At 46.1% G+C, this 20812-nt stretch carries 23 protein-coding genes and 2 tRNA genes; 14 read left to right on the top strand and 11 right to left on the bottom strand.

Features of this window, described 5'->3' with window-relative positions; translation table 11 throughout:
- The first annotated feature begins 79 nt into the window (after positions 1 to 79).
- The 3 genes from apbC to FCU94_RS09435 all read left to right on the top strand — a co-directional run bounded on the left by apbC (position 80) and on the right by FCU94_RS09435 (position 4376).
- Complete coding sequence (apbC, locus tag FCU94_RS09445) at positions 80 to 1153, top strand: iron-sulfur cluster carrier protein ApbC (protein ID WP_176288281.1); 1074 nt, start codon at positions 80 to 82, stop codon at positions 1151 to 1153.
- A 258-nt stretch (positions 1154 to 1411) separates the two neighbouring features.
- The gene (gene udk, locus FCU94_RS09440; RefSeq protein ID WP_176288280.1) at positions 1412 to 2053 is read left to right on the top strand and encodes a uridine kinase; all 642 of its coding nucleotides are present in this window, start codon (positions 1412 to 1414) and stop codon (positions 2051 to 2053) included.
- A gap of 154 nt (positions 2054 to 2207) precedes the next feature.
- A complete protein-coding gene (locus FCU94_RS09435) occupies positions 2208 to 4376 on the top strand; it encodes an AsmA family protein (RefSeq protein WP_176288279.1) in 2169 nt (722 codons plus the stop codon).
- Positions 4377 to 4450: 74 nt separating this feature from the next.
- On the opposite strand, the gene FCU94_RS09430 is transcribed toward FCU94_RS09435, so the two are convergent.
- Positions 4451 to 5215 carry a substrate-binding periplasmic protein gene (locus tag FCU94_RS09430; RefSeq protein WP_176288278.1) on the bottom strand — a complete coding sequence of 255 codons (765 nt, stop codon included), beginning with the start codon at positions 5213 to 5215 and terminating at the stop codon, positions 4451 to 4453.
- Positions 5216 to 5348: 133 nt separating this feature from the next.
- Entirely contained in the window at positions 5349 to 5954 is a 606-nt protein-coding gene (gene cobO, locus FCU94_RS09425; RefSeq protein ID WP_176288277.1) for a cob(I)yrinic acid a,c-diamide adenosyltransferase, read from the bottom strand.
- Positions 5955 to 6064: 110 nt separating this feature from the next.
- Between cobO and FCU94_RS09420 the strand changes: the two genes are divergently transcribed.
- On the top strand, positions 6065 to 6517 hold the full coding sequence (locus FCU94_RS09420) for a low molecular weight protein-tyrosine-phosphatase (protein ID WP_176288276.1): 453 nt from the start codon (positions 6065 to 6067) through the stop codon (positions 6515 to 6517).
- A 22-nt stretch (positions 6518 to 6539) separates the two neighbouring features.
- Here the strand turns inward: FCU94_RS09420 and FCU94_RS09415 are convergent, their stop codons facing one another.
- The 3 genes from FCU94_RS09415 to sodB form a co-directional block, all read right to left on the bottom strand.
- The gene (locus FCU94_RS09415; protein WP_176288275.1) at positions 6540 to 7202 is read right to left on the bottom strand and encodes an SDR family oxidoreductase; all 663 of its coding nucleotides are present in this window, start codon (positions 7200 to 7202) and stop codon (positions 6540 to 6542) included.
- A gap of 258 nt (positions 7203 to 7460) precedes the next feature.
- Positions 7461 to 7964 (bottom strand): VC2046/SO_2500 family protein, encoded by a 504-nt coding sequence (locus FCU94_RS09410; RefSeq protein ID WP_176288274.1) that lies wholly within the window; start codon positions 7962 to 7964, stop codon positions 7461 to 7463.
- Between the two features lie 132 nt (positions 7965 to 8096).
- Entirely contained in the window at positions 8097 to 8681 is a 585-nt protein-coding gene (gene sodB / locus FCU94_RS09405) for a superoxide dismutase [Fe] (protein ID WP_176288273.1), read from the bottom strand.
- 300 nt (positions 8682 to 8981) lie between these two features.
- On the opposite strand from sodB, the gene FCU94_RS09400 reads away from it, so the two are divergent.
- Positions 8982 to 9314: a Grx4 family monothiol glutaredoxin gene (locus tag FCU94_RS09400; protein WP_176288272.1), complete on the top strand. Its 333-nt coding sequence runs from the start codon at positions 8982 to 8984 to the stop codon at positions 9312 to 9314.
- Positions 9315 to 9402: 88 nt separating this feature from the next.
- Entirely contained in the window at positions 9403 to 11358 is a 1956-nt protein-coding gene (locus FCU94_RS09395; RefSeq protein WP_176288271.1) for a DNA topoisomerase III, read from the top strand.
- Here FCU94_RS09395 and FCU94_RS09390 read toward each other — a convergent pair.
- Both FCU94_RS09390 and FCU94_RS09385 read right to left on the bottom strand, forming a co-directional pair.
- Entirely contained in the window at positions 11355 to 12332 is a 978-nt protein-coding gene (locus FCU94_RS09390) for a DUF3080 domain-containing protein (protein ID WP_255199245.1), read from the bottom strand. The genes FCU94_RS09395 and FCU94_RS09390 overlap by 4 nt on opposite strands.
- Before the next feature lie 64 nt (positions 12333 to 12396).
- A complete protein-coding gene (locus tag FCU94_RS09385; RefSeq protein ID WP_176288270.1) occupies positions 12397 to 13077 on the bottom strand; it encodes an SDR family oxidoreductase in 681 nt (226 codons plus the stop codon).
- 104 nt (positions 13078 to 13181) lie between these two features.
- Between FCU94_RS09385 and FCU94_RS09380 the strand changes: the two genes are divergently transcribed.
- Both FCU94_RS09380 and FCU94_RS09375 read left to right on the top strand, forming a co-directional pair.
- Entirely contained in the window at positions 13182 to 14105 is a 924-nt protein-coding gene (locus FCU94_RS09380) for a histone deacetylase family protein (protein ID WP_176288269.1), read from the top strand.
- A 14-nt stretch (positions 14106 to 14119) separates the two neighbouring features.
- On the top strand, positions 14120 to 14602 hold the full coding sequence (locus tag FCU94_RS09375; RefSeq protein WP_176288268.1) for an NUDIX domain-containing protein: 483 nt from the start codon (positions 14120 to 14122) through the stop codon (positions 14600 to 14602).
- Between the two features lie 21 nt (positions 14603 to 14623).
- Here the strand turns inward: FCU94_RS09375 and FCU94_RS09370 are convergent, their stop codons facing one another.
- Together FCU94_RS09370 and FCU94_RS09365 are read right to left on the bottom strand one after the other, a co-directional pair.
- Positions 14624 to 15742 carry a GGDEF domain-containing protein gene (locus tag FCU94_RS09370; RefSeq protein WP_176288267.1) on the bottom strand — a complete coding sequence of 373 codons (1119 nt, stop codon included), beginning with the start codon at positions 15740 to 15742 and terminating at the stop codon, positions 14624 to 14626.
- 378 nt (positions 15743 to 16120) lie between these two features.
- Positions 16121 to 16546, bottom strand: a complete 426-nt coding sequence (locus FCU94_RS09365) for a MarR family winged helix-turn-helix transcriptional regulator (protein ID WP_176288266.1) — start codon at positions 16544 to 16546, stop codon at positions 16121 to 16123.
- Between the two features lie 393 nt (positions 16547 to 16939).
- Between FCU94_RS09365 and FCU94_RS09360 the strand changes: the two genes are divergently transcribed.
- From FCU94_RS09360 to FCU94_RS09335, 6 genes are all read left to right on the top strand, one after another.
- The gene (locus FCU94_RS09360) at positions 16940 to 17854 is read left to right on the top strand and encodes an AMP-binding protein (protein ID WP_176288265.1); all 915 of its coding nucleotides are present in this window, start codon (positions 16940 to 16942) and stop codon (positions 17852 to 17854) included.
- A gap of 23 nt (positions 17855 to 17877) precedes the next feature.
- Positions 17878 to 18465 carry a DsbA family oxidoreductase gene (locus FCU94_RS09355; protein WP_176288264.1) on the top strand — a complete coding sequence of 196 codons (588 nt, stop codon included), beginning with the start codon at positions 17878 to 17880 and terminating at the stop codon, positions 18463 to 18465.
- Between the two features lie 51 nt (positions 18466 to 18516).
- Complete coding sequence (locus tag FCU94_RS09350) at positions 18517 to 18840, top strand: DMT family transporter (protein ID WP_176288263.1); 324 nt, start codon at positions 18517 to 18519, stop codon at positions 18838 to 18840.
- Between the two features lie 45 nt (positions 18841 to 18885).
- Complete coding sequence (locus FCU94_RS09345) at positions 18886 to 19275, top strand: DMT family transporter (protein WP_176288262.1); 390 nt, start codon at positions 18886 to 18888, stop codon at positions 19273 to 19275.
- A 102-nt stretch (positions 19276 to 19377) separates the two neighbouring features.
- Entirely contained in the window at positions 19378 to 19824 is a 447-nt protein-coding gene (locus FCU94_RS09340; RefSeq protein WP_255199244.1) for a nucleoside deaminase, read from the top strand.
- Positions 19821 to 20366, top strand: a complete 546-nt coding sequence (locus tag FCU94_RS09335) for a hypothetical protein (protein WP_176288260.1) — start codon at positions 19821 to 19823, stop codon at positions 20364 to 20366. The genes FCU94_RS09340 and FCU94_RS09335 overlap by 4 nt, the downstream gene beginning before the upstream one ends.
- Before the next feature lie 97 nt (positions 20367 to 20463).
- Here FCU94_RS09335 and FCU94_RS09330 read toward each other — a convergent pair.
- A tRNA-Ser gene (locus tag FCU94_RS09330) sits at positions 20464 to 20554 on the bottom strand.
- A gap of 178 nt (positions 20555 to 20732) precedes the next feature.
- A tRNA-Pro gene (locus FCU94_RS09325) sits at positions 20733 to 20809 on the bottom strand.
- Positions 20810 to 20812: the final 3 nt, after the last annotated feature.

Here is a 20812-nt window from a genome sequence, read left to right as displayed (position 1 = left end):
AACGACGGGATTACCTTAGTTTTTTCAGGGTTCAGTATCCCGTTGCACAGTGATAGGATGAGATGCATAAGGAGGACCTATGCGTCAGTTCAGTTCTAAGCAAGATTTTTGTGATTGGTTAAACCAATTTGAGCACCCTAATTTGGCACCCGAGTGGGCGAGTGTGACAAACCTAGTGTCGGTGGCCGCAGACCATTTCAAGATTGAGATTCCGTTCGCGGCAAATACTTTAATTGAGGAATTGACGCACTGGATAGAACGTGCCCAGCAATCCGGTGAGGTGGCGCATTTTTCATATACCCTTGAAGTGCAGCCCAAAGCACTTGAAACCCATGTAGGGTCAGAGGTTAAAGGGGTGAAAAATATCATCGCTGTAACGTCTGCTAAAGGAGGCGTTGGTAAGTCGACCACCTCAGTGAATCTAGCTTTGGCACTTGCCAAATCAGGGGCCAAAGTCGGTTTACTTGATGCAGATATTTATGGGCCGTCAGTGCCACTGATGTTGGGTCAGCGCGACGCGCACCCACAAGTTCGCGACAACAAGTGGATGCAACCAATCGAGGCGCACGGTATCTACACTCACTCCATCGGCTACTTAGTGGCCAAGGATGAAGCGGCCATTTGGCGCGGGCCTATGGCGGCCAAAGCGTTGGCGCAGCTACTCAACGAAACGGATTGGCCTGAGCTTGATTACTTGGTCATCGATATGCCGCCAGGTACCGGGGATATTCAACTGAGTCTGGCGCAGCAAGTTCCGGTGACAGGCGCAGTGATTGTCACCACACCGCAAGATTTGGCGCTAGCGGACGCACGTAAAGGCGCGGCGATGTTTAACAAGGTGGATGTCGCAGTGGTTGGCTTGGTTGAAAACATGAGTTACCACATTTGCAGTCAGTGCGGACATAAAGAGCATATCTTTGGCGCGGGTGGTGGTGAAAAAATGGCGGCAGATTATGGACTCGACTTGTTAGCTCAAGTCCCTTTGAACATCGAGATGCGTCAAGATATCGATAATGGCACCCCGACTGTCGCGGCAAGACCGGAATCAGAACACGCACAGACTTATCTGTCGCTCGCTCAGGCAGTGAGCGCTAGGCTCTATTGGCAGGGTAAAGCCAAGCCAGATTCCATTCTGTTCACCATGGTTGAATAGCGTATCATTCCATAAGGAATTGGACATAAAAAGAGCACCATCAAAGTGCTCTTTTTAATTCTTATTCGTTGTAATCGATTGCGCTGAATTGTTTTCTTCTATTTCGCTAAAACCGTTCAATCGTGACTAGCAACAAAGGCGCGAACTCCCTATAATCAGGCGGTTTATCTAAAATTGTCCTAATGCTTAGAGCTCAAGCCCTTGAGCACTGCTAGTATTAGCATATGACACCAATCTCAATCATCGGGTGCAAGAATAATGTCTGATAATAATCAATGCGTCATCGTCGGTATTGCTGGCGCGTCTGCTTCTGGAAAAAGCTTAATCGCAAGTACTATTTATAATGAACTGCGAGCCAAAGTAGGCGATCATCAAATTGGTGTGATTACGGAAGATTGCTACTACAACGATCAAAGTCATTTGAGCATGGAAGAGCGTGTTAAAACTAACTACGACCACCCGAGCGCACTCGACCATGACCTACTCTGTCAGCACCTTGAGCAGCTGGTTCAAGGTCAATCGGTTGAAGTTCCGGAATATAGTTATACCGATCATACGCGTACTGAAAACACCACCACCATGACGCCGAAAAAAGTCATCATTTTGGAAGGCATTTTGCTTTTAACAGACCCGCGTCTACGTGACCTGATGCACGCCACCGTGTTTATGGATACCCCGCTGGATATCTGTCTGCTACGTCGAGTGAAGCGTGATGTTGAAGAGCGAGGACGTACGATGGAATCGGTATTGAAACAGTACCAAAAGACGGTTCGTCCTATGTTTATGCAATTTATTGAGCCTTCTAAACAGTATGCCGATATCATCGTACCGCGCGGTGGTAAAAACCGTATTGCGATCGATGTTCTTAAAGCTCACATTGCAAAACTTTTGAAAGCTTAGTGATGATTGATAGCTTAAAGCTTTATTTTTTATGAGATAAGTGGCACTTTTAGTGCCACTTTTTTTTATGCTCGTCATAAACTTACCCTGATCATTTATACTTGGAGCTGATCTCGCCATATCGAGCATCACTCACCAAGCAAGGATAATGCTGATGAAGAAACTGTTGTTAATAATTGCCATTCCTGTGGTTGCTATCCTCGGTGCGCTCATCGCACTGGTGACTTTAGTCAACCCAAATCAATTTAAGCCTCTAATCGTTGAACAAGCCAAGACTCACACTGGACTAGAGTTGGTGATCGACGGTGACATTAGTTGGCAATTCTTCCCGTCGATTGGGTTTGAACTGGGGCAAACGGCGCTGCGTAACCCGCAAGGTTTTGATTCCCTTAACTTGTTTAAAGTCGACAAGGTCGGGATTGATGTCTCGGTGATGCCGCTGTTTAGCCAGCAACTCGAGATTGGCAACGTAACCCTAGATGGAGCGGCCTTTTCACTTGAAACTCTTCAAGATGGTCGCAAAAACATCGATGCCTTAACTCAAGCCCAAAGTCAGCAGCCTCAGTCTAGTGACACATCAGCCGATGTCAGTGCTGCCGCACCGTCGCAGCAGGCCGAATCCGCCTCTGCACCGAATAACCGCTCTGCTTGGACGATTAACCTAGCAGGTGTGACTATATCCAACGCTTCAGTCGACATTCTCGATAAGCAAGCTGGTTCAATGACCAAGCTTTATGATGTGTCTTTGAATCTATCTGAGTTTGCTATCGATACTTGGACTCACGCTAATTTTGCCGCAAAAGGCGAAACGAACGCGCAGGCATTCAGCGCCAAGGGGGAGGTAGAATTTAAACTCGCGCAAGGGTTTACCGAGTACGCTTTGCGTAACATTAACCTTGACGCGAGCTTCAACCAACCTGGCACCAATATTGAGCGCGCGCAATTGGCGTTAGAGACCTTTGAGTTTGATAAAGCCAATGCGATGACCTACTCAGTGGTAGGAAACGCCGCCGTGCTGGATATCGATATGAAAGGATCGGCTTCACTGGTGGTGGATAAGGCCATCAGCAAGGTATTGATGAACCAGCTGGTATTGGACGCACAGTTTATCGGCGATGCACTTCCCCAGTCGCCGATGAAAGTCGATATGGCTTCGGATCTGTCTTTCGATTTGACTAAGAGCCACTTAAGCTTTGTGTTGGAAAAGCTGACAGCCAATGCGTTGCAGTTTGATGGTCAAGCCGATGTTACATTAGCTGAAATTCCAAAGGTGCGTTTTGCGCTGCACAGTCCTAATATTGACCTAGACGAGTTCTTAGGTCTTGGTCAAACGAGTGCATCCGATTCGCCGGCGCAGACCGCTTCAAGTGACACGAGTAACAGCGAGGCTCAGCAGCCTTCTCAAACTTCGCCAGCCCCTGCCGCGCAAGAAGTTGAGCCAGATCTCTCTGCATTACAGACACTTGATGTGAAAGGCGACGTGACCATCGACAAGTTCAAAGCGAACAATGCCAAAATGCAAAATGTACAGGCGAGCTTTTCTGTTAATCGCGGTATCGCAGAGCTCAATTCGTTTACCTCAGATCTGTATCAAGGCTCAATCGATGCGATTGCTCGATTAGACGCGCGTAAAACGCCCGCGACTTATACAGCAACCAAACGGATTAAAGGGGTTAAAGTACAACCTCTTCTCATGGACGTCGCAAGTAACGACAAGTTAGAAGGCACGGGTAACATTGATGTTGATATTCAAGGCAGCAGCCTGACCCCGACCGGAATGCAAAAGAACCTGGTTGGTACTATGGTGATTAACTTTGCCGACGGTGCAGTGAATGGAATTAATGTCGCTCAACTGATTCGAGAAAACTACGCCAAGATTAAGGGCGAAAAAGTCGAAGCGTCGAACGAAGTGCAAAAGACCGATTTTAGTGCCATGAAGGCGACGTTAAAACTGAACAAAGGCAATGTCTCGACTGACGATATGACGATGCAATCGCCGTTGCTGCGCATTCGTGGCAAGGGTGGTGCCAACTACCTTGAGCAAACCGTTGATTTTACGGTCAGCACCTCGATTGTGGGCTCGTTAGAAGGTCAGGGGGGGAAAGACATTGACGAGCTGAAGGATGTGACCATTCCCATTAATGTCTCAGGAAACTGGTCTGAGCCTAAATTTAAACTTGTGTTTGATGACGTGCTGAAACAAAAAGCAGAAAAAGAAATCGACCGAGGCTTGAAGAAGCTTGATGAAAAGCTGGGTGATAAGATCAAAGATGAGAAAACCAAAGAGGCCGTCAATAGCTTGATTAAAGGCTTATTTAACTAAGCGAGGCGAGTACCTTAGACAAAGCCAGTACAGAATACTGGCTTTGTCTTTCTTCGTGGCTTGTTTTCTAAATGTCAGTCAGACACAGTATAGCGCTCTCTTATTTTTTGATATTCGGATGTGGCTTGAAACGCTTCTAGCGCTTGTTGCCATCTTGCCAATACTTTCGGGTCGGTGCCTTTCGAAAAGGCGATGTATAAGTCGATATCAAACAGAAGAATATCCGAACGCACGACTCTATCGGCATCATGCCCTTGGTCTTTCAACAGGCTTGGCATTGCGAACTCGCCAGCGACCATGGCGCTGACTCGGTTATGAAGCAGTAAGCGTGCATTGTCTTGTGGTTGATTGGTTATCCAAAGGTTGTTAAAACCTAAATCGAGTAAAACTTGGTGTTCAGGGTAGTTAGCTGTCACCGCAATACTGTCCCACTGTTTTGCGCTATCGAGGTTGTCGTGACTCGAATCGAGCTGTTCGGTGTGAAATAAGTAGACACCATCAGAGAGAATAGGCCCTACCCAGTCAAACTTATCATTTCTCGCGGGGGTGCGGGCGACACAAAATAGCGCTTTGTTCGGCAGCAGTTCCAGTTCTTTGATGGCGCGAGACCAAGGCAACACTTGTATTTCACTGCTGACATCAAGCCGTTGCGCTAAGTTCTGAACAATTTCGACACCGATACCAGTCAGTTTTCCACTTGAATCGTAAAAGCCAAACGGTGCGAATTCTTCGGTCATAAGGACGACTTTTGCATTCACCGCGAGAGCGGTGAGGCAGCAGGCAAAAATTAGCCCTTTTCTCAAGTAAGACATAGTGCAAGCCCAGATGTGATTCGCCATTTATTAATCATAGTCGAACAACTTAGCGATGTGGCAAATCAAACAGTTTGGGTGGAGGCAGAGTGGGGGGTAAACAGAGAGGGCGGCTTCAAACCAGTGTGCCCTCGTTCTTTATGTTGCGGTTAAGCGAGAATTACCAGTCGACACCTTTAAGCGCTTTGACGCCGGACTCAAAAGCGTGTTTGACGTTTTTTACTTCAGATACGGTATCAGCCATCTCAATAAGTGTGCGGTGTGCGCCGCGACCAGTAATGATCACCGATTGCATTTTCGGGCGATTTTCTAGCGCCTCAATGACTTGGTCGAGTTCGATATAGCCGTAACTGACCATGTAGGTTAGCTCGTCAAACAAAACCACATCAATAGACTCGTCTGCGAGCATGCGTTTACACTCTTGCCAGACAATTTGAGCAGCCTCAGTATCGGCTTTTTTGTCTTGGGTGTCCCAAGTAAAGCCAGTGGCCATTACCTGGAACTCAACGCCTAGTTTTTCCAATAGGTTACGTTCACCATTATCCCAGGTTCCCTTAATAAATTGAGCCACTGAGCATTTTAGGCCGTGGCCAACTGCTCGCGCTACGGTACCAAAACCTGAAGTGGATTTACCTTTCCCATTACCGGTAATGATCAACAAGAGCCCTTTTTCTTCTTGTGCCGCTGCGACGCGCGCATCCACTTGTTCTTTTACTTTTTGCTGCCGAGCTTTGTGACGCGCTTCTTTATTGGTTTCAGACGTCATGGTAATTCCTTTTTTATCTCATCAAACTGCGGCTATGATAGCTTAATCACAGCAAGGTAAATACCTATGTTCTTTAGGGAAACTGCGAGTTTTGGCGCGAAGGGAGAAGCATGAAGACAAAAGTGTTAGTAGTGTGTATGGGCAACATTTGCCGTTCACCGACGGGTGAAGCGGTACTGAGAGCCAAGGCTAATCAGCTAGGTGTGGATATCGAGGTAGATTCTGCGGGTACCATTGGTTACCACCAAGGCAATCCGCCCGATCCGCGTGCGAAAGCGGCGGGGGAAAATCGTGGCTATTCGTTTAAAGGGATTCGGGCGCGTAAAGTCGTCAGTGAGGATTTTGACTATTTTGACCTGATTTTAGCGGCTGATAGCGACAACCTATCGGATCTTATTGCGCAGTGCCCAACGCATTTACAGCATAAGGTAACACTGTTCTTGAGCTACGCTGAGGCTAATTGTGACGAGATTCCGGACCCTTACTATGGTGGCGAGCATGGCTTTGAGCTGGTGCTCGATTTAGTGGAGCAAGCATCCGAGAACTTGCTGAAATCATTGTAAGACTGCCGTTTATCGATGTCGTTTAGGCAGCCATTACCCTGCCGCTAAAGTAGTCGTTGGAGACAATGTACTCGGCGTTGCGGATCAGTTCATCTTGAATTTCGGCCCAGTGTGAGTCGTCATGCTTAACGGCTGGAACCACTCCGCCGACACGAATATTAAATGGGGTCAGTTCTTTCGCCCAGCTTTGGGTAAAGCCTGCGATCATTGAAGTGGCGTTGTCAAAACCGGATAAATCTTGATAGTCGGCGTGAGCAATGACATTGACAATTACGCCGTTTTTCTTCTCTAACCGCATTCTTTCTGCGGTGGCTTGACCAAAGCTAAATAAGGTCGTTGCCATCAGCGATAGCCGTTGGGTAACAAGATCGCTCGCGCTTTGATCGAAGAAGTGGGGCATGGCTTCTGCGGTCAGCGCATTGATTAAAACGTCGGGGGAACGTTGCACTTGTTGATCAATAAACGCAAATAAATCTTGAATTGAGGACAATGAATGGTCGTCAATGGCAAATTGGTACACCTGATGAGAAATCTCACTGCACTGTTGATAAGCTTGGGTCAGTTGTTGAGTTCTTTTGTCACATAATACCACGGTCGCTCCGAGCGAGGCGAAGTGATGAGCGAGTGTGCTACCAATTTGAGAACCCGCAGAAGTGACTAATATTACAGCATTTTTTATGTCCACTGGCTTATCCCCCATAAGCAATGTTCGCGCATGATTGCGCTTACATAGCATGGTAGATTAACTGTGACTTAGTTGTGAATAAGGTCAAATAACCTTGTCTGATACTCAAGCAATGTGCGAAATTATGGCGTCATTCACACTCTCGATCGAATATGTTTTATCTGTTCAACAAATGAGACGAGTAATGTGTGATCGTAACGATCCTTTGTGCATTTATTGTGTTTGTTAGTGATCTTTTGTCACTGTCAGTTAGGGCGATTAAGCCTGAGTTTGAAGCTGAAAAGTACGCTGGGCTTTGACTAGCTGATTATAGAGATCGATAGGCATTAACGTTTTCGGTTGCTGATCATTAAGCATTCTGCGCTGATGACCAGATAAGTTGTGATAGATCTCTTCAGGAAGACCATGAGTCTCTTCAGGTAAGTAAGCCAATGCGTCTGGCGTGAGGTAATGGCTCAGCTTCGCGCCGGGGAGTCCTCCAGTATGGAATAGCTCCGCTTGTTGTGCCGAGTACTGATAGGAACTTTGGTCTGAACGTAGCTGCTGAGGGGCTTGCAGTTCAAATCGTTTTCGTAGTGCTTGCTCACTGGTGTCGACTTGATCAAGCCGTTCAAGCGGGGTGTTATCACGAACATCACCGGAGAACATCGACAAAATCAAGGCAAAATCAGCACGGCGACCTTCATGAACTGCATGGTTGATACCAACGCCGAATTGAAGCTCGTTAATAATCGCTGCTTTGTCTAAAGTGTGAATTTGCATAGTGCCTCTCTTGTGATGCCTTTATAGCGACTCAGCAAGAAAAAACTTTAGGAAATTCAGGATGACAGGCAGTAAAAAAGCCAGCGAATGCTGGCTTTTCAATCGACTAAATACTCAATCCTCGGGGAAGGATTATTTTGCTAGGTTCTCTGCAACGAAGTCCCAGTTTACCAGAGCCCAGAAACCATTCATGTAATCTGGACGAACGTTACGGTAATCGATGTAGTAAGCGTGTTCCCATAGGTCAACAGTAAGAAGTGGTGTAGTACCTTCTTCTGTTAGAGGCGTTGCTGCGTTAGATGTGTTAACGATCTCTAGAGAGCCGTCAGCTTTCTTAACTAGCCACGTCCAAGATGAACCGAAGTTGTTGATCGCTGCATCTGTGAATTTTGCTTTGAACGCTTCAAAAGAGCCGAAAGCAGCGTTGATCGCGTCTGCAACGGCACCTGTTGGTTCGCCACCTGCGTTTGGCGCTAGACAGTGCCAGTAGAAAGTGTGGTTCCAAATTTGAGCAGCGTTGTTGAACACACCGCCTGTTGACGTTTTGATGATCTCCTCTAGAGACTTGCCTTCAAACTCAGTGCCAGGAATAAGACCGTTTAGCTTAACAACGTAAGTGTTGTGGTGCTTACCGTGGTGGAAATCTAGTGTTTCTGCAGAGATATGTGGTTCTAGTGCGTCTTTTGCGTAAGGAAGAGCTGGTAGTTCAAATGCCATTACTCGATTCTCCATTTATAGGAAAGAGTTGCCCCTTTCGATTGCTTCCAGTGTTATTTATTCTTGATTGGCAAATCGCTTTGCTAAGAATGATTTGCTGACTTGCGCTATAGTTTAGCAAGTTTTTACTTTATTAAAAGCGTCGGTGGCAAATTTCTATATGAAATTTCTTTATTAGTCAGTGGTGATTGATCTCAAAACTGTCTAAGTCACCATAACCATACAGATAATAGGCTTTTTATTCTGTGCTAATGGTTTAGAATGTCCACAAACTTGCAAAAACTCCATTAAGAGGAAGCAATGGAAACGATCGACAAAATCAAACAACAAATCGCAGAGAACACGATCCTTCTTTACATGAAAGGCTCGCCAAAACTTCCAAGCTGCGGTTTCTCTTCTCAAGCCGCTCAAGCCTTGATGGCCTGTGGTGAAAAGTTCGCTTACGTTGATATTCTGCAAAACCCAGATATCCGTGCAGAGCTACCTGCATATGCCCAATGGCCAACTTTCCCTCAACTGTGGGTAGAAGGTGAATTGATCGGCGGTTGTGACATCATTATCGAGATGTTCCAGAAAGGCGAACTTCAGCCCCTAATTAAAGAGGCGGCAGAACGAGCGACATCAGAAGATTAATAATACTGTTTATATTTACAGTTTTTCTTGATTTTTAAGGGCCACATTCGCTAATGTGGCCCTTATTGTATCTGACACTTTTTACTTTATGTCGCGTCTCTTTATTGCCGAAAAACCTAGCCTTGGCCGCGCTATTGCAGCCGCTTTGCCTGGGCCGAAAAAAAATGAACAAGGCTTTATCCGTTGTGGCAACGGTGATGTGGTCACTTGGTGTATCGGCCATTTGCTAGAGCAGGTTGAGCCTGATGCTTATGATGAGCGTTATAAAAAGTGGCACTTAGCCGACTTGCCGATTGTGCCCCAGCAGTGGCAACTCAGGCCGAGAAAATCGGCGAGCAAACAGCTTAGTGTGGTGCGAAAGCTACTCAAAGAGAGCCAACATATCATCCATGCCGGCGATCCAGATCGAGAAGGTCAACTACTGGTTGATGAAGTGCTCGATTACTGCAAAGTCACTAAGGCTAAGAAAGAGGCCGCTCAACGTCTTTTGATTAGCGACCTTAACTTGCCAGCGGTGAAGCGTGCCTTAAATCAAATGCGCAACAACCGCGATTTCATTCCTCTTTCTGTCTCTGCGTTAGCGCGCTCACGAGCTGACTGGCTTTATGGGATGAACATGTCGCGCGCGTATACCTTGCTTGGTCAGCAGGCAGGCTACCAAGGGGTATTGTCCGTTGGGCGAGTGCAGACTCCAGTACTCGGCTTAGTTGTGCGCCGCGATGAAGAGATCGAGCACTTTATCCCGCGTGATTATTTTACCCTCGATGCTTTGATTCCCTATCAAGGCCAGTTTGGTCAGTTTGATATCTGTGCTCGCTGGAAACCGAGTGACGCGTGTCAGCCTTGGCAAGATGAAGAAGGGCGTGTGTTGAATCGAAAACTGGTCGAGAATGTCGCCAACCGGATCGCCAATCAACCCGCGAAGGTCGTTGAATCAGAGCAAAAGCAAACTAAACAATCCGCGCCATTGCCTTACTCACTGTCGACGTTACAAATTGACGCCGCTAAGCGCTTTGGTATGAGTGCGCAACAGGTTCTCGATACCTGTCAGTCTCTGTATGAAAAACATAAGCTGATCACCTACCCGCGTTCAGATTGCCGTTATTTGCCGATGGAGCATTATGCTCAAGCTCAGAGCGTGTGTGACGCTATCGGTAATAATGCCAAGGAATTGATGTCGGCGGTACAAGGCGCTTCGCTGTCGCTAAAATCGAAAGCGTGGAATGACAAAAAGGTGGATGCGCACCATGCCATTATCCCTACGCCGAAGAAGGCCGCATTGAACGCGCTGTCTGGCAACGAGATGAAGATCTATCAGCAGATTGCGCGCCAGTATCTGATGCAGTTCTATCCAGCAGCAGTCTACGCAGAGGCAAAGCTGGTATTCGATATTGCTGGTGGAGCTTTTATCGCGAAAGGGCGTCAGCTTGTTTCTGCCGGTTGGAAAGCACTGATGGGCAAAGCGGATGATGAGGATGCTGCGGTGGATGCTGTCCCGCCTTTGTCACAAGGGGACGTACTAACCTGCCGTGAAGGTGAGATCAAAGACCGAAAAACGGAGCCGCCTAAACACTTTACTGAGGCAACGCTGCTGCAAGCGATGACAGGGATCGCGCGTTTTGTTGAAGACAAACAACTCAAAAAAATTCTCAAAGAAACGGATGGTCTCGGCACGGAGGCGACGCGTGCGGGTATCTTGGATACCCTGTTTAAACGTCAGTTGTTGGTTCGGCAAGGAAAGTCGATACTCAGCTCTGCCGCAGGTCGCGGGCTTGTTCATACCTTACCCTCTGAGTCTACCTACCCTGATATGACGGCCAATTGGGAACATCAACTGCAAGGAATGGCAGAGCGTAGCCAAGCCTATCAACCGTTTATGCGTGCATTAGAGCAACGTATTGATGGGCTGATGGTTCAAGTAAGAAGTGGAGGCGTACCAGAATCATTGCGCCATTTACCTAAAGTGGAGCGCCCTGCTTTCAAACGCAAAAAAGGCGGCTATCGCAAAAAGTCTGTAACAAAGTCAACGGCTAAGCGTGCTTAGCCAACTTTTCGTCCACAGCGCTTAAATAGCTGTTGCCAATATTCAATATGTTGACGAGTCGCATGACGAAACTCGCGGTGATGGCGTTCCAGTGGATAGACATAAGTGTGAATGTTAGGCTTGGGCTCAAACAGCGCTAAATTTGGCGACAGTGTCTGGTAATAGGTGTCGAGCTGGGCTAGATAAGGTTGTACTTTGGTAACATATTGCTGCTCAAACACATTGTTCAAATAGTTAAATTTGGTTTTGTCACGGTTTTTCTTACAGACGATATGTTGGTCGTACGCGTAGAGTTGATGGGTGACACGATTGAGATGCCGAGTCGCTTGCGCTAAGGAGTAGTTAAGGCGGCCAATGATGGGCTGTTTATCTAATACTTCTTGGGCTTTGGCAATAGCGTCACCTTGCCCATCAAAGGCTGCTGCTATCTGACCAAGCGCTTGATTCACCGCCGAGACGCTTTGGCCGAGATCGCGACTTAGCCACTGCGACCCGTTGAGCTGTGCTTGCATCGCCGCGCTGGTATAGATGAGGTTCCATTGATGTAAGGCCAGTTGAGTCCGTTTTTGCTTTGCTATCTCAATCAGTGTCGTCTTGAGCAATGGCTCGATATCGTCATGCTCGAGACAGTGTGATAGCCCTTTGAGAATGTCACGCTGATAGTCATAGTTATGAAATTCATCGGCAACTTTGCCTAACACCGAATTCCGTTCAGCGATGAGGTTAAAAAGTCCGCACTGCCTAAGCTGATAACTGTCGAGTAAGCCAATAGACAAAGTTGGAATATCGATGTAAAGGTGTCGCTTACGAGGCAAAGTGATCTGTTCATCCGACGCGATATCGACTGTAGGCGCACTTTGCACCCGAGCGACTCGCGTGAGGTAGTCATCAAACATCGAATCAGGGCTGCTCGGCTGGCAACCGACCAGAATGAGTACTGAACTCGCAAGCAGCAACACGCACAATCTAACCAATACTTTCGCCTCTCGTTTCTTTGCTTATTGCCTCATCTTGTTACGCAATAAGAGCGCCAATCGCTCACCAAGGAATACTCGAACCATCGTAGTTGAAGAACTGACCTGTGCTAAGCTGAGTCGCTTGCTCAATGACTCTTGTCAGCCCTTGAACCGCCGTCGATGTATCGATCAGAGCGTTGGGCCCGCCCATGGCCGTTTTTACCCAGCCCGGGTGCAGTGCTAAAACGGTATATCCCTCTTTGCTTAGGTCATTACTCAAGCTTTTGACTACCGAATTGAGCGCCGCTTTTGACGAACGATAGAGATAACCACCCCCCGATGTGTTTTCCGTCATACTGCCGACTTTGGAAGAGAGGCAAGCGATTTTCTTCATCTGGCCTCGTTGCAAACTAGGGTAAAGCGCTTCGACGAGTTTCAAAGGAGCGATGGTGTTGATCTCAAACACTTTTCGCCACTCTTCAACATCTGTGTTGCCAAAACCGTAACCTTTGGGGCCATAATAGCCAGCGTTATTGAGCAGTAAATCGAGGGCAGGGAGAGCGCCAGCCAACTTGTCGAGTTCTTGGTAGTGGGTAACATCCAGTTTATGGCAGACCAGGTGTGGATGACTAATAGCAAGTAGTGAATGTGAATCCGTTTCTGAGCGATACGTGGCGTGAACTTGCCAGCCTTGATCGAGGTAGTGTTCGACCAAGCTTAGGCCGATACCACGGTTAGCGCCTGTGATTAATACGGTGTGCATAGAATTACCTCTTAGGTTGATAAGGTTAACCTTACCCTGCTCGATTCATGATTTCTACGTCACTGTGATACCATTTGCTCTCACATTCTCCGACGACGCAGATTATGATCCCACTCATCTACGATTCCATTTATTCACAACTGCCTCTTCCAGATGGTCATCGTTATCCGATTAATAAATATCGTCTGCTCTATCAAGCCATCGAGCAACGTCGAGCCCAAGATGCGGATTGGCAAGCCTTGTTTAGCATCATATCTCCTCAATCTGTTTCTGTTGAAGAAGTGGCACAGACCCATTGTCGTCAATATGTCGAGGCTCTGATCTGCGGGCAACTGGCGGCGGCGAAAATGCGCAGAGTTGGTTTTCCCTGGAGTGAGCGATTGATTGAACGCACGCTCAAGTCGGCTGGCGGAACATGTCGCACGGTGGCCGAAGCGTGGCAACATGGCTTAGCGATTCACCTAAGCGGTGGCTACCATCACGCACACTATGATTTTGGTAGTGGTTTTTGTCTGTTTAACGATCTTGTATTGGCGGCAAGGCGGGCGCTACAGCAACCCGAAGTAGATAAGGTGTTAATTATCGACAGCGATGTGCATCATGGCGATGGGACGGCTACACTATGTAATGAAACGGATCAGATCGTAACCTTATCATTTCATTGTGATAAGAACTTCCCAGCGCGCAAGCCAGACTCTGATTTAGACGTCGCCTTACCGCGTGAGACCGATGACGACGAGTTTTTATCGGCTTTTACCCATGTGGTGACTATGGCCGTCAACTTTCATCAGCCCGACATCATTATTTACGATGCAGGTGTCGATATTCATCAGGATGACGAACTGGGGTACTTTAATGTGACGACTGATGGCATAGCTCAACGTGATCACTTTATGCTCTCGTTGGCTAAGGAAAAGCAGCTACCGCTTGCCTGTGTTGTTGGCGGCGGTTATCGCAACGATCATCAGCAATTAGTGCCAATCCATATGCAGCTAATAGAGGCCGCTTTTCAAGTACATGGAAAGTAAAAGGGGGAGTTGTTATGCAACATCGTATTCGCGCTGCGGGCGTTCTGATTCGAGACGGTGCTATGTTGTTACTGCGTGTCAAAGACTTCAGTGGTGAGTATTGGATACCACCAGGCGGAGGATTAGAAGTAGACGATAAAAGCACTAAGCAATGCTTAATTCGTGAGTTCAAGGAGGAAGCTGGGCTAGAGGTGGAAGTTGGTGAACTCATTTGTGTTCGTGAGTTCTATGAAACCCACCTAGATCGGTATAACGCCGAGTTTTTTTATCTGATTGACGAGTTCGAGGGCGTTCCTCATTTAAGTAATCTAGTTGGGCTCAATGATGAAAACTATATTCAAGCGCTCGACTGGGTACCGATCCCACTGCTGGAAGACATGCGTGTCTATCCTAAGGAACTGAAAGGCAAACTGCTCGATTTAATCGAAGCTGGCCAGTTTTCAAACCACTTGGGGAGCTATGTCCAAGGTATGCGTGAAGACATCAATCAGCTTTAACGGACAGGAATGTTTGGGCGTTTAACCTAGAGAGGCATGCTCGACTTGTGTATAGGAAGAGACAGTATTGCGACCGGACTTCTTCGCTCTAAGCAGGGCCAGATCGGCCAAATCAATCGCACCCGCGATAGAATTACCAAGCTGTGGAAAACAGCTGTACGTCCCCAAACTGGCTGTTACGCTAACCTGTCTGTTATGGACACTATGACAATGCTGCTCAAGTGCATGTTTGACTTTCTCTGCGACTTTAAGGCTTTCGTCGGCGCTTGTACAAGGAAGGATAACTAAAAACTCGTCGCCACCCCAGCGAAATAGGTAGTCAGTTCTACGAGTATGGCTTTTGAGTATTTGTCCAACCTGATTCAGTAAATCGTCGCCAACCCGATGCCCGTAGGCATCATTTACGTGCTTAAAGTTATCTAGGTCAACCATCAAAAAGGACAGCGCTTGATTATGTCTGGCGTGCTGGAGCCAGATTTTCTCCGCAACCTGCGCATAAAAATGTCGATTGCTCAGTTGCGTGACTTGGTCGGTCAGGCTGAGTTTTTCAAGACGCGCCATCAGCTCTTGGTTTCTTTCATCATTACTTAAATACTTTTGGTACACACTATGTGAGTGCTTGGCTTGCGAGTGAAGCATCAGCCAAATTGTTACCAAGCCTAATGCGGTTAAATAACCATACATTTCATTTTGAGCGGCAAAAAACACGCCGAGACTGAGAAGATACGCGGTAGTCGAAATATAGAAAGCAGATAGCATGAAACTGGCATAAAACGCAGAGCCTGCGGCAAGACCGAGAATAGCAATCACGACCACCATGGATTCAATTGGGTAGAGGTGTAAATCAAGAAACAGCAGGGAGACAGGCCAAATAATGCCATTGACTAAAGAGGTGAGCTTAGCCATCAATGCCATGCGAGGTGGGTTGCGTTCGGCTTTCGTGGCACGTAACCAGCGCCAAACAAACAGCCCTCTGACGGCAATATTGCCCCACAAACAGCCAAGCCATATTACGAGTAGCCATGCATCTTGATAGGGCCATAGAAGAATGACGGCGATTAAGCCGAAAAGCGAGTGTGAGTACAAAGTGCCGCTGGCGTTTGAATAAAGTTCGAACTCAAGGCGTTTTTGCTTATACAAATGCGTGCTCAATTAAATTATTAATATAGATATCAATTATGGGATATTAGTTCAAATTTTGGTAGCAGGAGGTGAGAGTCGAGGTGCTTTTTGTATGTCATATCAACTTTTGTGCCTAGAGATATCAGTTCAAGTAGTACACCCTCGGAAACAAAAGCTTAAAATAGCTGCAAACGAAAAAGGCCGCTAATTTCTTAGCGGCCTTTTCACTGAAAGTGGCGGAGAGATAGGGATTTGAACCCCATCTCTTTGAAAGTCTTAGCAACCGAACATTTTATTGCAACCAGATAACGACTAAAAGAGAGCCACCGATCCTTAGCTGCCCTCCACCAGAAAACTAGTCGATCAGCGTTTAACTACATAATAAAATTGCGATTATCATTCCTTTGTGATGTTTCGCAAGCAGTCCACTACGATCTTATTGTCGTCTTCTGAGGCAACGGAATCTAGTGCATTATTTAGGTATGTTGTGAAATGTTTCCCTACCTTCTCTTGGATCTCCCGTCCTCGTCCTGTTAAAACGGTGTACACCCCACGTTTGTCTTTCGGGCATATATCGCGAATTGTATACCCGCCTTTTTCAAGTCTTTCGACAAGGCGAGTTACCGAGCTTTGGTTTAATCCGAGAAGCTTGGCTAACTCTTGCATCCTCAATTCCGAATTTTCAGACTCAGAAAGTAACTTCAAAGCTCTGTATTCCGTTAAGCCAAGACCATGTTCTCTTTGCAACACTTTTGCTATTTGGTTTTCAACACTGTCGACAATTATTTTGACCCTTAGCCAAAGCGTACTTTTAGGTATCATATTGATTTCCTTGAATATTGTTAGAGGGTATTTGCTGGAAATTAGTTCTTTAATCACGATTTAGCTTGTACATACATGCATATGTGTCAATCAAATTATAACAGTAAGCGAGGTTTTGTGAACTCTACCGCACTATAAAAGGAATATTCAGTTTTATTTTTGCTTATATTCCGGTGTTTTAGTTGTTTATGGAGATTCTTTCCTGAAACATAGAGTGATTTATGCAGTTGTTTTTAATAAAGATTTTTTAATTTCTGGTTGTAAAAATCAAATTCTCACTTGGGAAGTCATTAATTTTTTTGAAGTTGCATGTATGTACAAGCATATTGACGAGTTGTTTTTTGTTAGTAATATGCTTGCACATGCAACAAGTTTATAAAAGTGACTAGGAAAATGAAATTACGGACATTAATTACTTCGTTAAGGACAAATGCTGAGCAAAGACCAAATGGTGTAGCTGTCATTACTGATGACAAAAACTGGACCTATCAGGAATTAGTCTTACTGATCAGTGAGTACAACTCCGAACTAGAGAAACATTATCTCGTTGAACACACGCCAGTCGCTGTTGCGGCAAGAAAGACGGTGGATACTTTGGCTCTGATGATTGCATTGGGAGAGCGAGGTCACACAACTCTAGTATTATCACCTGACCTCGGTAGTGCTGTTAAACCAGGCGTTTTCTCCAAAGCTGGTGTGTCTTGTGAAGTAAGTGCTCAGCGTATTTCTGGAAATGCAAGAATCTCTGTATCAATGATTCAGTCAGAAAAAACTGAAATCAATCAAAGCTCTACATTGTTAAAAGCTTCTCCACTTATGCTGACAACGTCTGGTACAACCGGTATTCCAAAGGTCGTTTGCCTCAGTGAAGCAGGCGTTAGCGCATTTCTTTGCTGGGCAGAGTCATTCTTTGATCTTGGTCATGCCAGCAAAGTTCTGAGGTACGCACCTCTTAATTTTGACCTTAGCCTCCTTGATGTACGGGCAACACTTTCAGTCGGGGGAGAGGTTTTCTTGCACTGGTACAACGAAGTCAAAGTGAACGGCAAATGGTTAAAGGTTTCACCAGTATTCAACAAGTTACTTTGCCAACTGTATGCCATAGAACCTCTTGAATTTGATGGAGTATCGGACGCTATTGCGCAACCATACAAGAACGATAGTGAGATGAACTATCTTGGTTCACCAGAGGTGTTTGAGAACCCAGTACCAACAGAGCTGATAAAACTTGTGGACGCCTATCATCCCAAAATGGTCACTCCTAGCGGTAAAGTCCCCAAAACAATTTCTAGGCCAGCATCTTTATAGATTTACAAGTTAAGGAAAGCATCATGGAGAAAACAATCGACATCTATACGGATCTTGTGTGCCCGTACTGCCTGTTGGCAGAACATGCGATTCACGATCTTATCAAAGATGAAGACGTCAGTATCCGTTGGCGCCCATTCGAATTAAGGCCTTATCCGGTTCCGACGCTTCGTCCGGAAGATCCTTATCTCCCTGATATTTGGAAACGGTCGGTCTATCCAACGGCAGAAAAGCTGGGGGTGTCAATCAAGCTACCTACCATTTCACCACAACCAAGAACTGACAAAGCGTTTCAGATCTTTGCAATGGCAGAACAGCAAGGCAAAGGCCACGAGTTCAACATTGCGACCATGGAGGCCTTTTTTCAACAAAACAAGAACATCGGTGACATAGATGTCCTAGTTGAGATTGCGGCAGAAATTGGCCTCGATAAGAACGAAGTGCTTACCGCTTTGGATGAAGACATTTACCTGCTTACTCACAAGGCAGCTCAACGTCATGCGGTGGAGGAAGCAAAGATCAGTTCGGTTCCCACAATCATTGTCGGTAAAAAGAAATTTACCGGTGTGCCAAACCCAGACGAATTTAGAAAAGCCCTTAAGGAACTCTAAGTTCATATTTCAATAACGTACTGTAATAAAAGATAAATTAGGAGAAGTGAAATGTTAAGTTGGATATATCTAGGATCTGCGGTCATCTTCGAAATTGCTGTAGCTATTTCTGCTGGTAATGCGAAGGGCTTCAGACACCCAGGCTGGACGGCTGCAACACTCATTAGTGGTGCAATCGCGACATTCTTCTTGAGCCTTGCCTTACTCGATTTTGATGTAGGTGTTGGCTATTCGATTTGGACATCTACAGCTGGTGTAGGGATCGTCATATTAGGTGCGATGTTCTTCAATGAACGGTTTAACGTCAAAAAGCTACTTGGAATTACCTTCGTTATTGGTGGTGTGGTTGGGCTGCGTATGAGCGGAGCAGCATAAAGCGTTAACTCAAACAAAATTCACATTATTTAAAAGGAAATAAATATGACTTCTTCGATTAAGAAATCAAGTAACACGCATGCATGGTTAATGTTAATCCTTGCAGGGATCTTTGAAATTGGGTACGCACTTAGTGTTGGTGGCAGCGAAGCATTTACTGTTGTCAGTTGGTCAGTTTCGGCAGCGATTTTCTTCCTGTTAACCTTGTATTGCCTGAGTGTGAGCCTTAAAACCATTGATGTCGGTATTGGCTATGCCGTTTGGGCTGGGATTGGTGCAATCGGTGCTTCTGTATTCGGTGCATTTGTCTTCGACCAGATGTTAACTCTTGCGCAGGCTTTCTGGCTCGCAGTCATCATCTTTGGTGTTATTTGGCTAAAACTCTCTAGCAGCGAAAAGCTTCAAGAAAAAGAGCACAAGCTGGCTATTCAGTAATGTGATAACACCTTGAGCAGACCCTGAATGTTCGGGTCTGTCATTTGGTTGGCTTTCAGGAAATAAATAATGTGTAAGAACCATACCATCATAGACCAACGCATGAGTAAAGTTGTCGAGTTCTCAAAGGAGCATGTGAATGCTGGAGGTATTCCATTCACGGCGTTTGTAATCAATGACAAGGGCGAGATATTGGGAAGAGGTGTTAACAGGGTTTTAGAGAATAATGATCCCACTGCGCATGCTGAAGTAGAAGCTATTCGAGATGCGTGCAAAAACACGAAAAAGCCACATCTACGCGGCCTGACATTGTTGGCTTCCGGTGAACCCTGCGCCATGTGCTATCTGAATGCGATGTATTCGGGAATTAGTAAGGTCCTTTTTGCAGCAGACTCTAACGAAGCGGCAGTTCATGGTTTTGACTACCGTAGCACTTACTCAATGCTAGCTAACTTCCCAACTCGATGGCCAATGCAAATCAGCAAACATCAAACAGAAGGTGCATTGGAGCCTTTCAAAATTTTATTAGAAAAGAGGATTTTAGGATGAGTGATCCAGTTAAAATCACTGACGATGTAAAGCGTTTGTTCAAACCTGATGGATGGAACAGGACAATTCGAATTGGAGTTGTCGTCCCTCATGCTGATGTAGGCCCAGAAGTTGAAATCCAAGCTATGGCATCAAGCGATATTACAGTTCACGCTAGCCGGATTTTCTTTTCAGCAATGCGAGCTGGCGGTGAAATGGATGAAAAGATCCCTCACGCACCGGTTACATCGTTCGTTGAAGCACCATATTTGGACAATGCCGTTGAATCTCTCTGCGCCTCCCCTCTGGATGTAGTTGGCCTTGCCTTTACCAGTTCGGCATATAAACATGGCCCTGAGGGAGAACGTGCTTTGATACAACGACTAAAGAGCGTTTCGCGAGAGATACCTATTGTTTCGACATGCCTTTATGCCGAGCGAGCATTTGCAACGCTGGGTACCCAAAAATTAGCGATGATTAACCCGGCTTGGTTCGATGATGATCTTGTAAACCAAGGAGCAAACTACTTTTGGTGTAATAGCTGGAGTTGCGGCTCTTTGTAAGATACATGATCGTGACACCTGTTAGGATCATGCAAAAAGTGACAGACAAGAAAAAAGCCCAAGTCTTTGTAAATCAATGACTTGGGCTTTATGAAAGTGGCGGAGAGATAGGGATTTGAACCCTAGATACGCTATTAACGTATGCCGGTTTTCAAGACCGGTGCTTTCAACCACTCAGCCATCTCTCCGTGTGACGCGAATAATATAGAGGTTACGAAAACTTGTAAACCCCTATATATATTGTTTGATTTAATATTGAGCGTTGGGCTGACAAAAAAAGGCTTGAGTGGTTGCTTCTTGTACTTTGCACCGCGGACAGCAGATAGAAAAAAAGAGAGCCTAAGCTCTCTTTTATTCTAGGTGTAATGGTCGGACTGAGAGGATTTGAACCTCCGACCCCCGACACCCCATGACGGTGCGCTACCAAGCTGCGCTACAGTCCGATA

Origin of the sequence: Vibrio sp. JPW-9-11-11 (genome assembly GCF_013369335.1) — a bacterium.
Lineage (GTDB): Bacteria > Pseudomonadota > Gammaproteobacteria > Enterobacterales > Vibrionaceae > Vibrio.
The sequence above is the reverse complement of the archived record's forward strand: the minus strand, read 5'-3'. Positions and strand labels throughout refer to the sequence as shown.

What these genes read in the sequence shown, in the direction of transcription:
- apbC (WP_176288281.1), top strand. Translation starts at nt 80, where the DNA reads ATGCGTCAGTTCAGTTCTAAGCAAGATTTTTGTGATTGGTTAAACCAA.
- udk (WP_176288280.1), top strand. Translation starts at nt 1,412, where the DNA reads ATGTCTGATAATAATCAATGCGTCATCGTCGGTATTGCTGGCGCGTCT.
- FCU94_RS09435 (WP_176288279.1), top strand. Translation starts at nt 2,208, where the DNA reads ATGAAGAAACTGTTGTTAATAATTGCCATTCCTGTGGTTGCTATCCTC.
- FCU94_RS09430 (WP_176288278.1), bottom strand. Translation starts at nt 5,215, where the DNA reads ATGGCGAATCACATCTGGGCTTGCACTATGTCTTACTTGAGAAAAGGG.
- cobO (WP_176288277.1), bottom strand. Translation starts at nt 5,954, where the DNA reads ATGACGTCTGAAACCAATAAAGAAGCGCGTCACAAAGCTCGGCAGCAA.
- FCU94_RS09420 (WP_176288276.1), top strand. Translation starts at nt 6,065, where the DNA reads ATGAAGACAAAAGTGTTAGTAGTGTGTATGGGCAACATTTGCCGTTCA.
- FCU94_RS09410 (WP_176288274.1), bottom strand. Translation starts at nt 7,964, where the DNA reads ATGCAAATTCACACTTTAGACAAAGCAGCGATTATTAACGAGCTTCAA.
- sodB (WP_176288273.1), bottom strand. Translation starts at nt 8,681, where the DNA reads ATGGCATTTGAACTACCAGCTCTTCCTTACGCAAAAGACGCACTAGAA.
- FCU94_RS09400 (WP_176288272.1), top strand. Translation starts at nt 8,982, where the DNA reads ATGGAAACGATCGACAAAATCAAACAACAAATCGCAGAGAACACGATC.
- FCU94_RS09395 (WP_176288271.1), top strand. Translation starts at nt 9,403, where the DNA reads ATGTCGCGTCTCTTTATTGCCGAAAAACCTAGCCTTGGCCGCGCTATT.
- FCU94_RS09385 (WP_176288270.1), bottom strand. Translation starts at nt 13,077, where the DNA reads ATGCACACCGTATTAATCACAGGCGCTAACCGTGGTATCGGCCTAAGC.
- FCU94_RS09380 (WP_176288269.1), top strand. Translation starts at nt 13,182, where the DNA reads ATGATCCCACTCATCTACGATTCCATTTATTCACAACTGCCTCTTCCA.
- FCU94_RS09375 (WP_176288268.1), top strand. Translation starts at nt 14,120, where the DNA reads ATGCAACATCGTATTCGCGCTGCGGGCGTTCTGATTCGAGACGGTGCT.
- FCU94_RS09365 (WP_176288266.1), bottom strand. Translation starts at nt 16,546, where the DNA reads ATGATACCTAAAAGTACGCTTTGGCTAAGGGTCAAAATAATTGTCGAC.
- FCU94_RS09360 (WP_176288265.1), top strand. Translation starts at nt 16,940, where the DNA reads ATGAAATTACGGACATTAATTACTTCGTTAAGGACAAATGCTGAGCAA.
- FCU94_RS09355 (WP_176288264.1), top strand. Translation starts at nt 17,878, where the DNA reads ATGGAGAAAACAATCGACATCTATACGGATCTTGTGTGCCCGTACTGC.
- FCU94_RS09350 (WP_176288263.1), top strand. Translation starts at nt 18,517, where the DNA reads ATGTTAAGTTGGATATATCTAGGATCTGCGGTCATCTTCGAAATTGCT.
- FCU94_RS09345 (WP_176288262.1), top strand. Translation starts at nt 18,886, where the DNA reads ATGACTTCTTCGATTAAGAAATCAAGTAACACGCATGCATGGTTAATG.
- FCU94_RS09340 (WP_255199244.1), top strand. Translation starts at nt 19,378, where the DNA reads ATGAGTAAAGTTGTCGAGTTCTCAAAGGAGCATGTGAATGCTGGAGGT.
- FCU94_RS09335 (WP_176288260.1), top strand. Translation starts at nt 19,821, where the DNA reads ATGAGTGATCCAGTTAAAATCACTGACGATGTAAAGCGTTTGTTCAAA.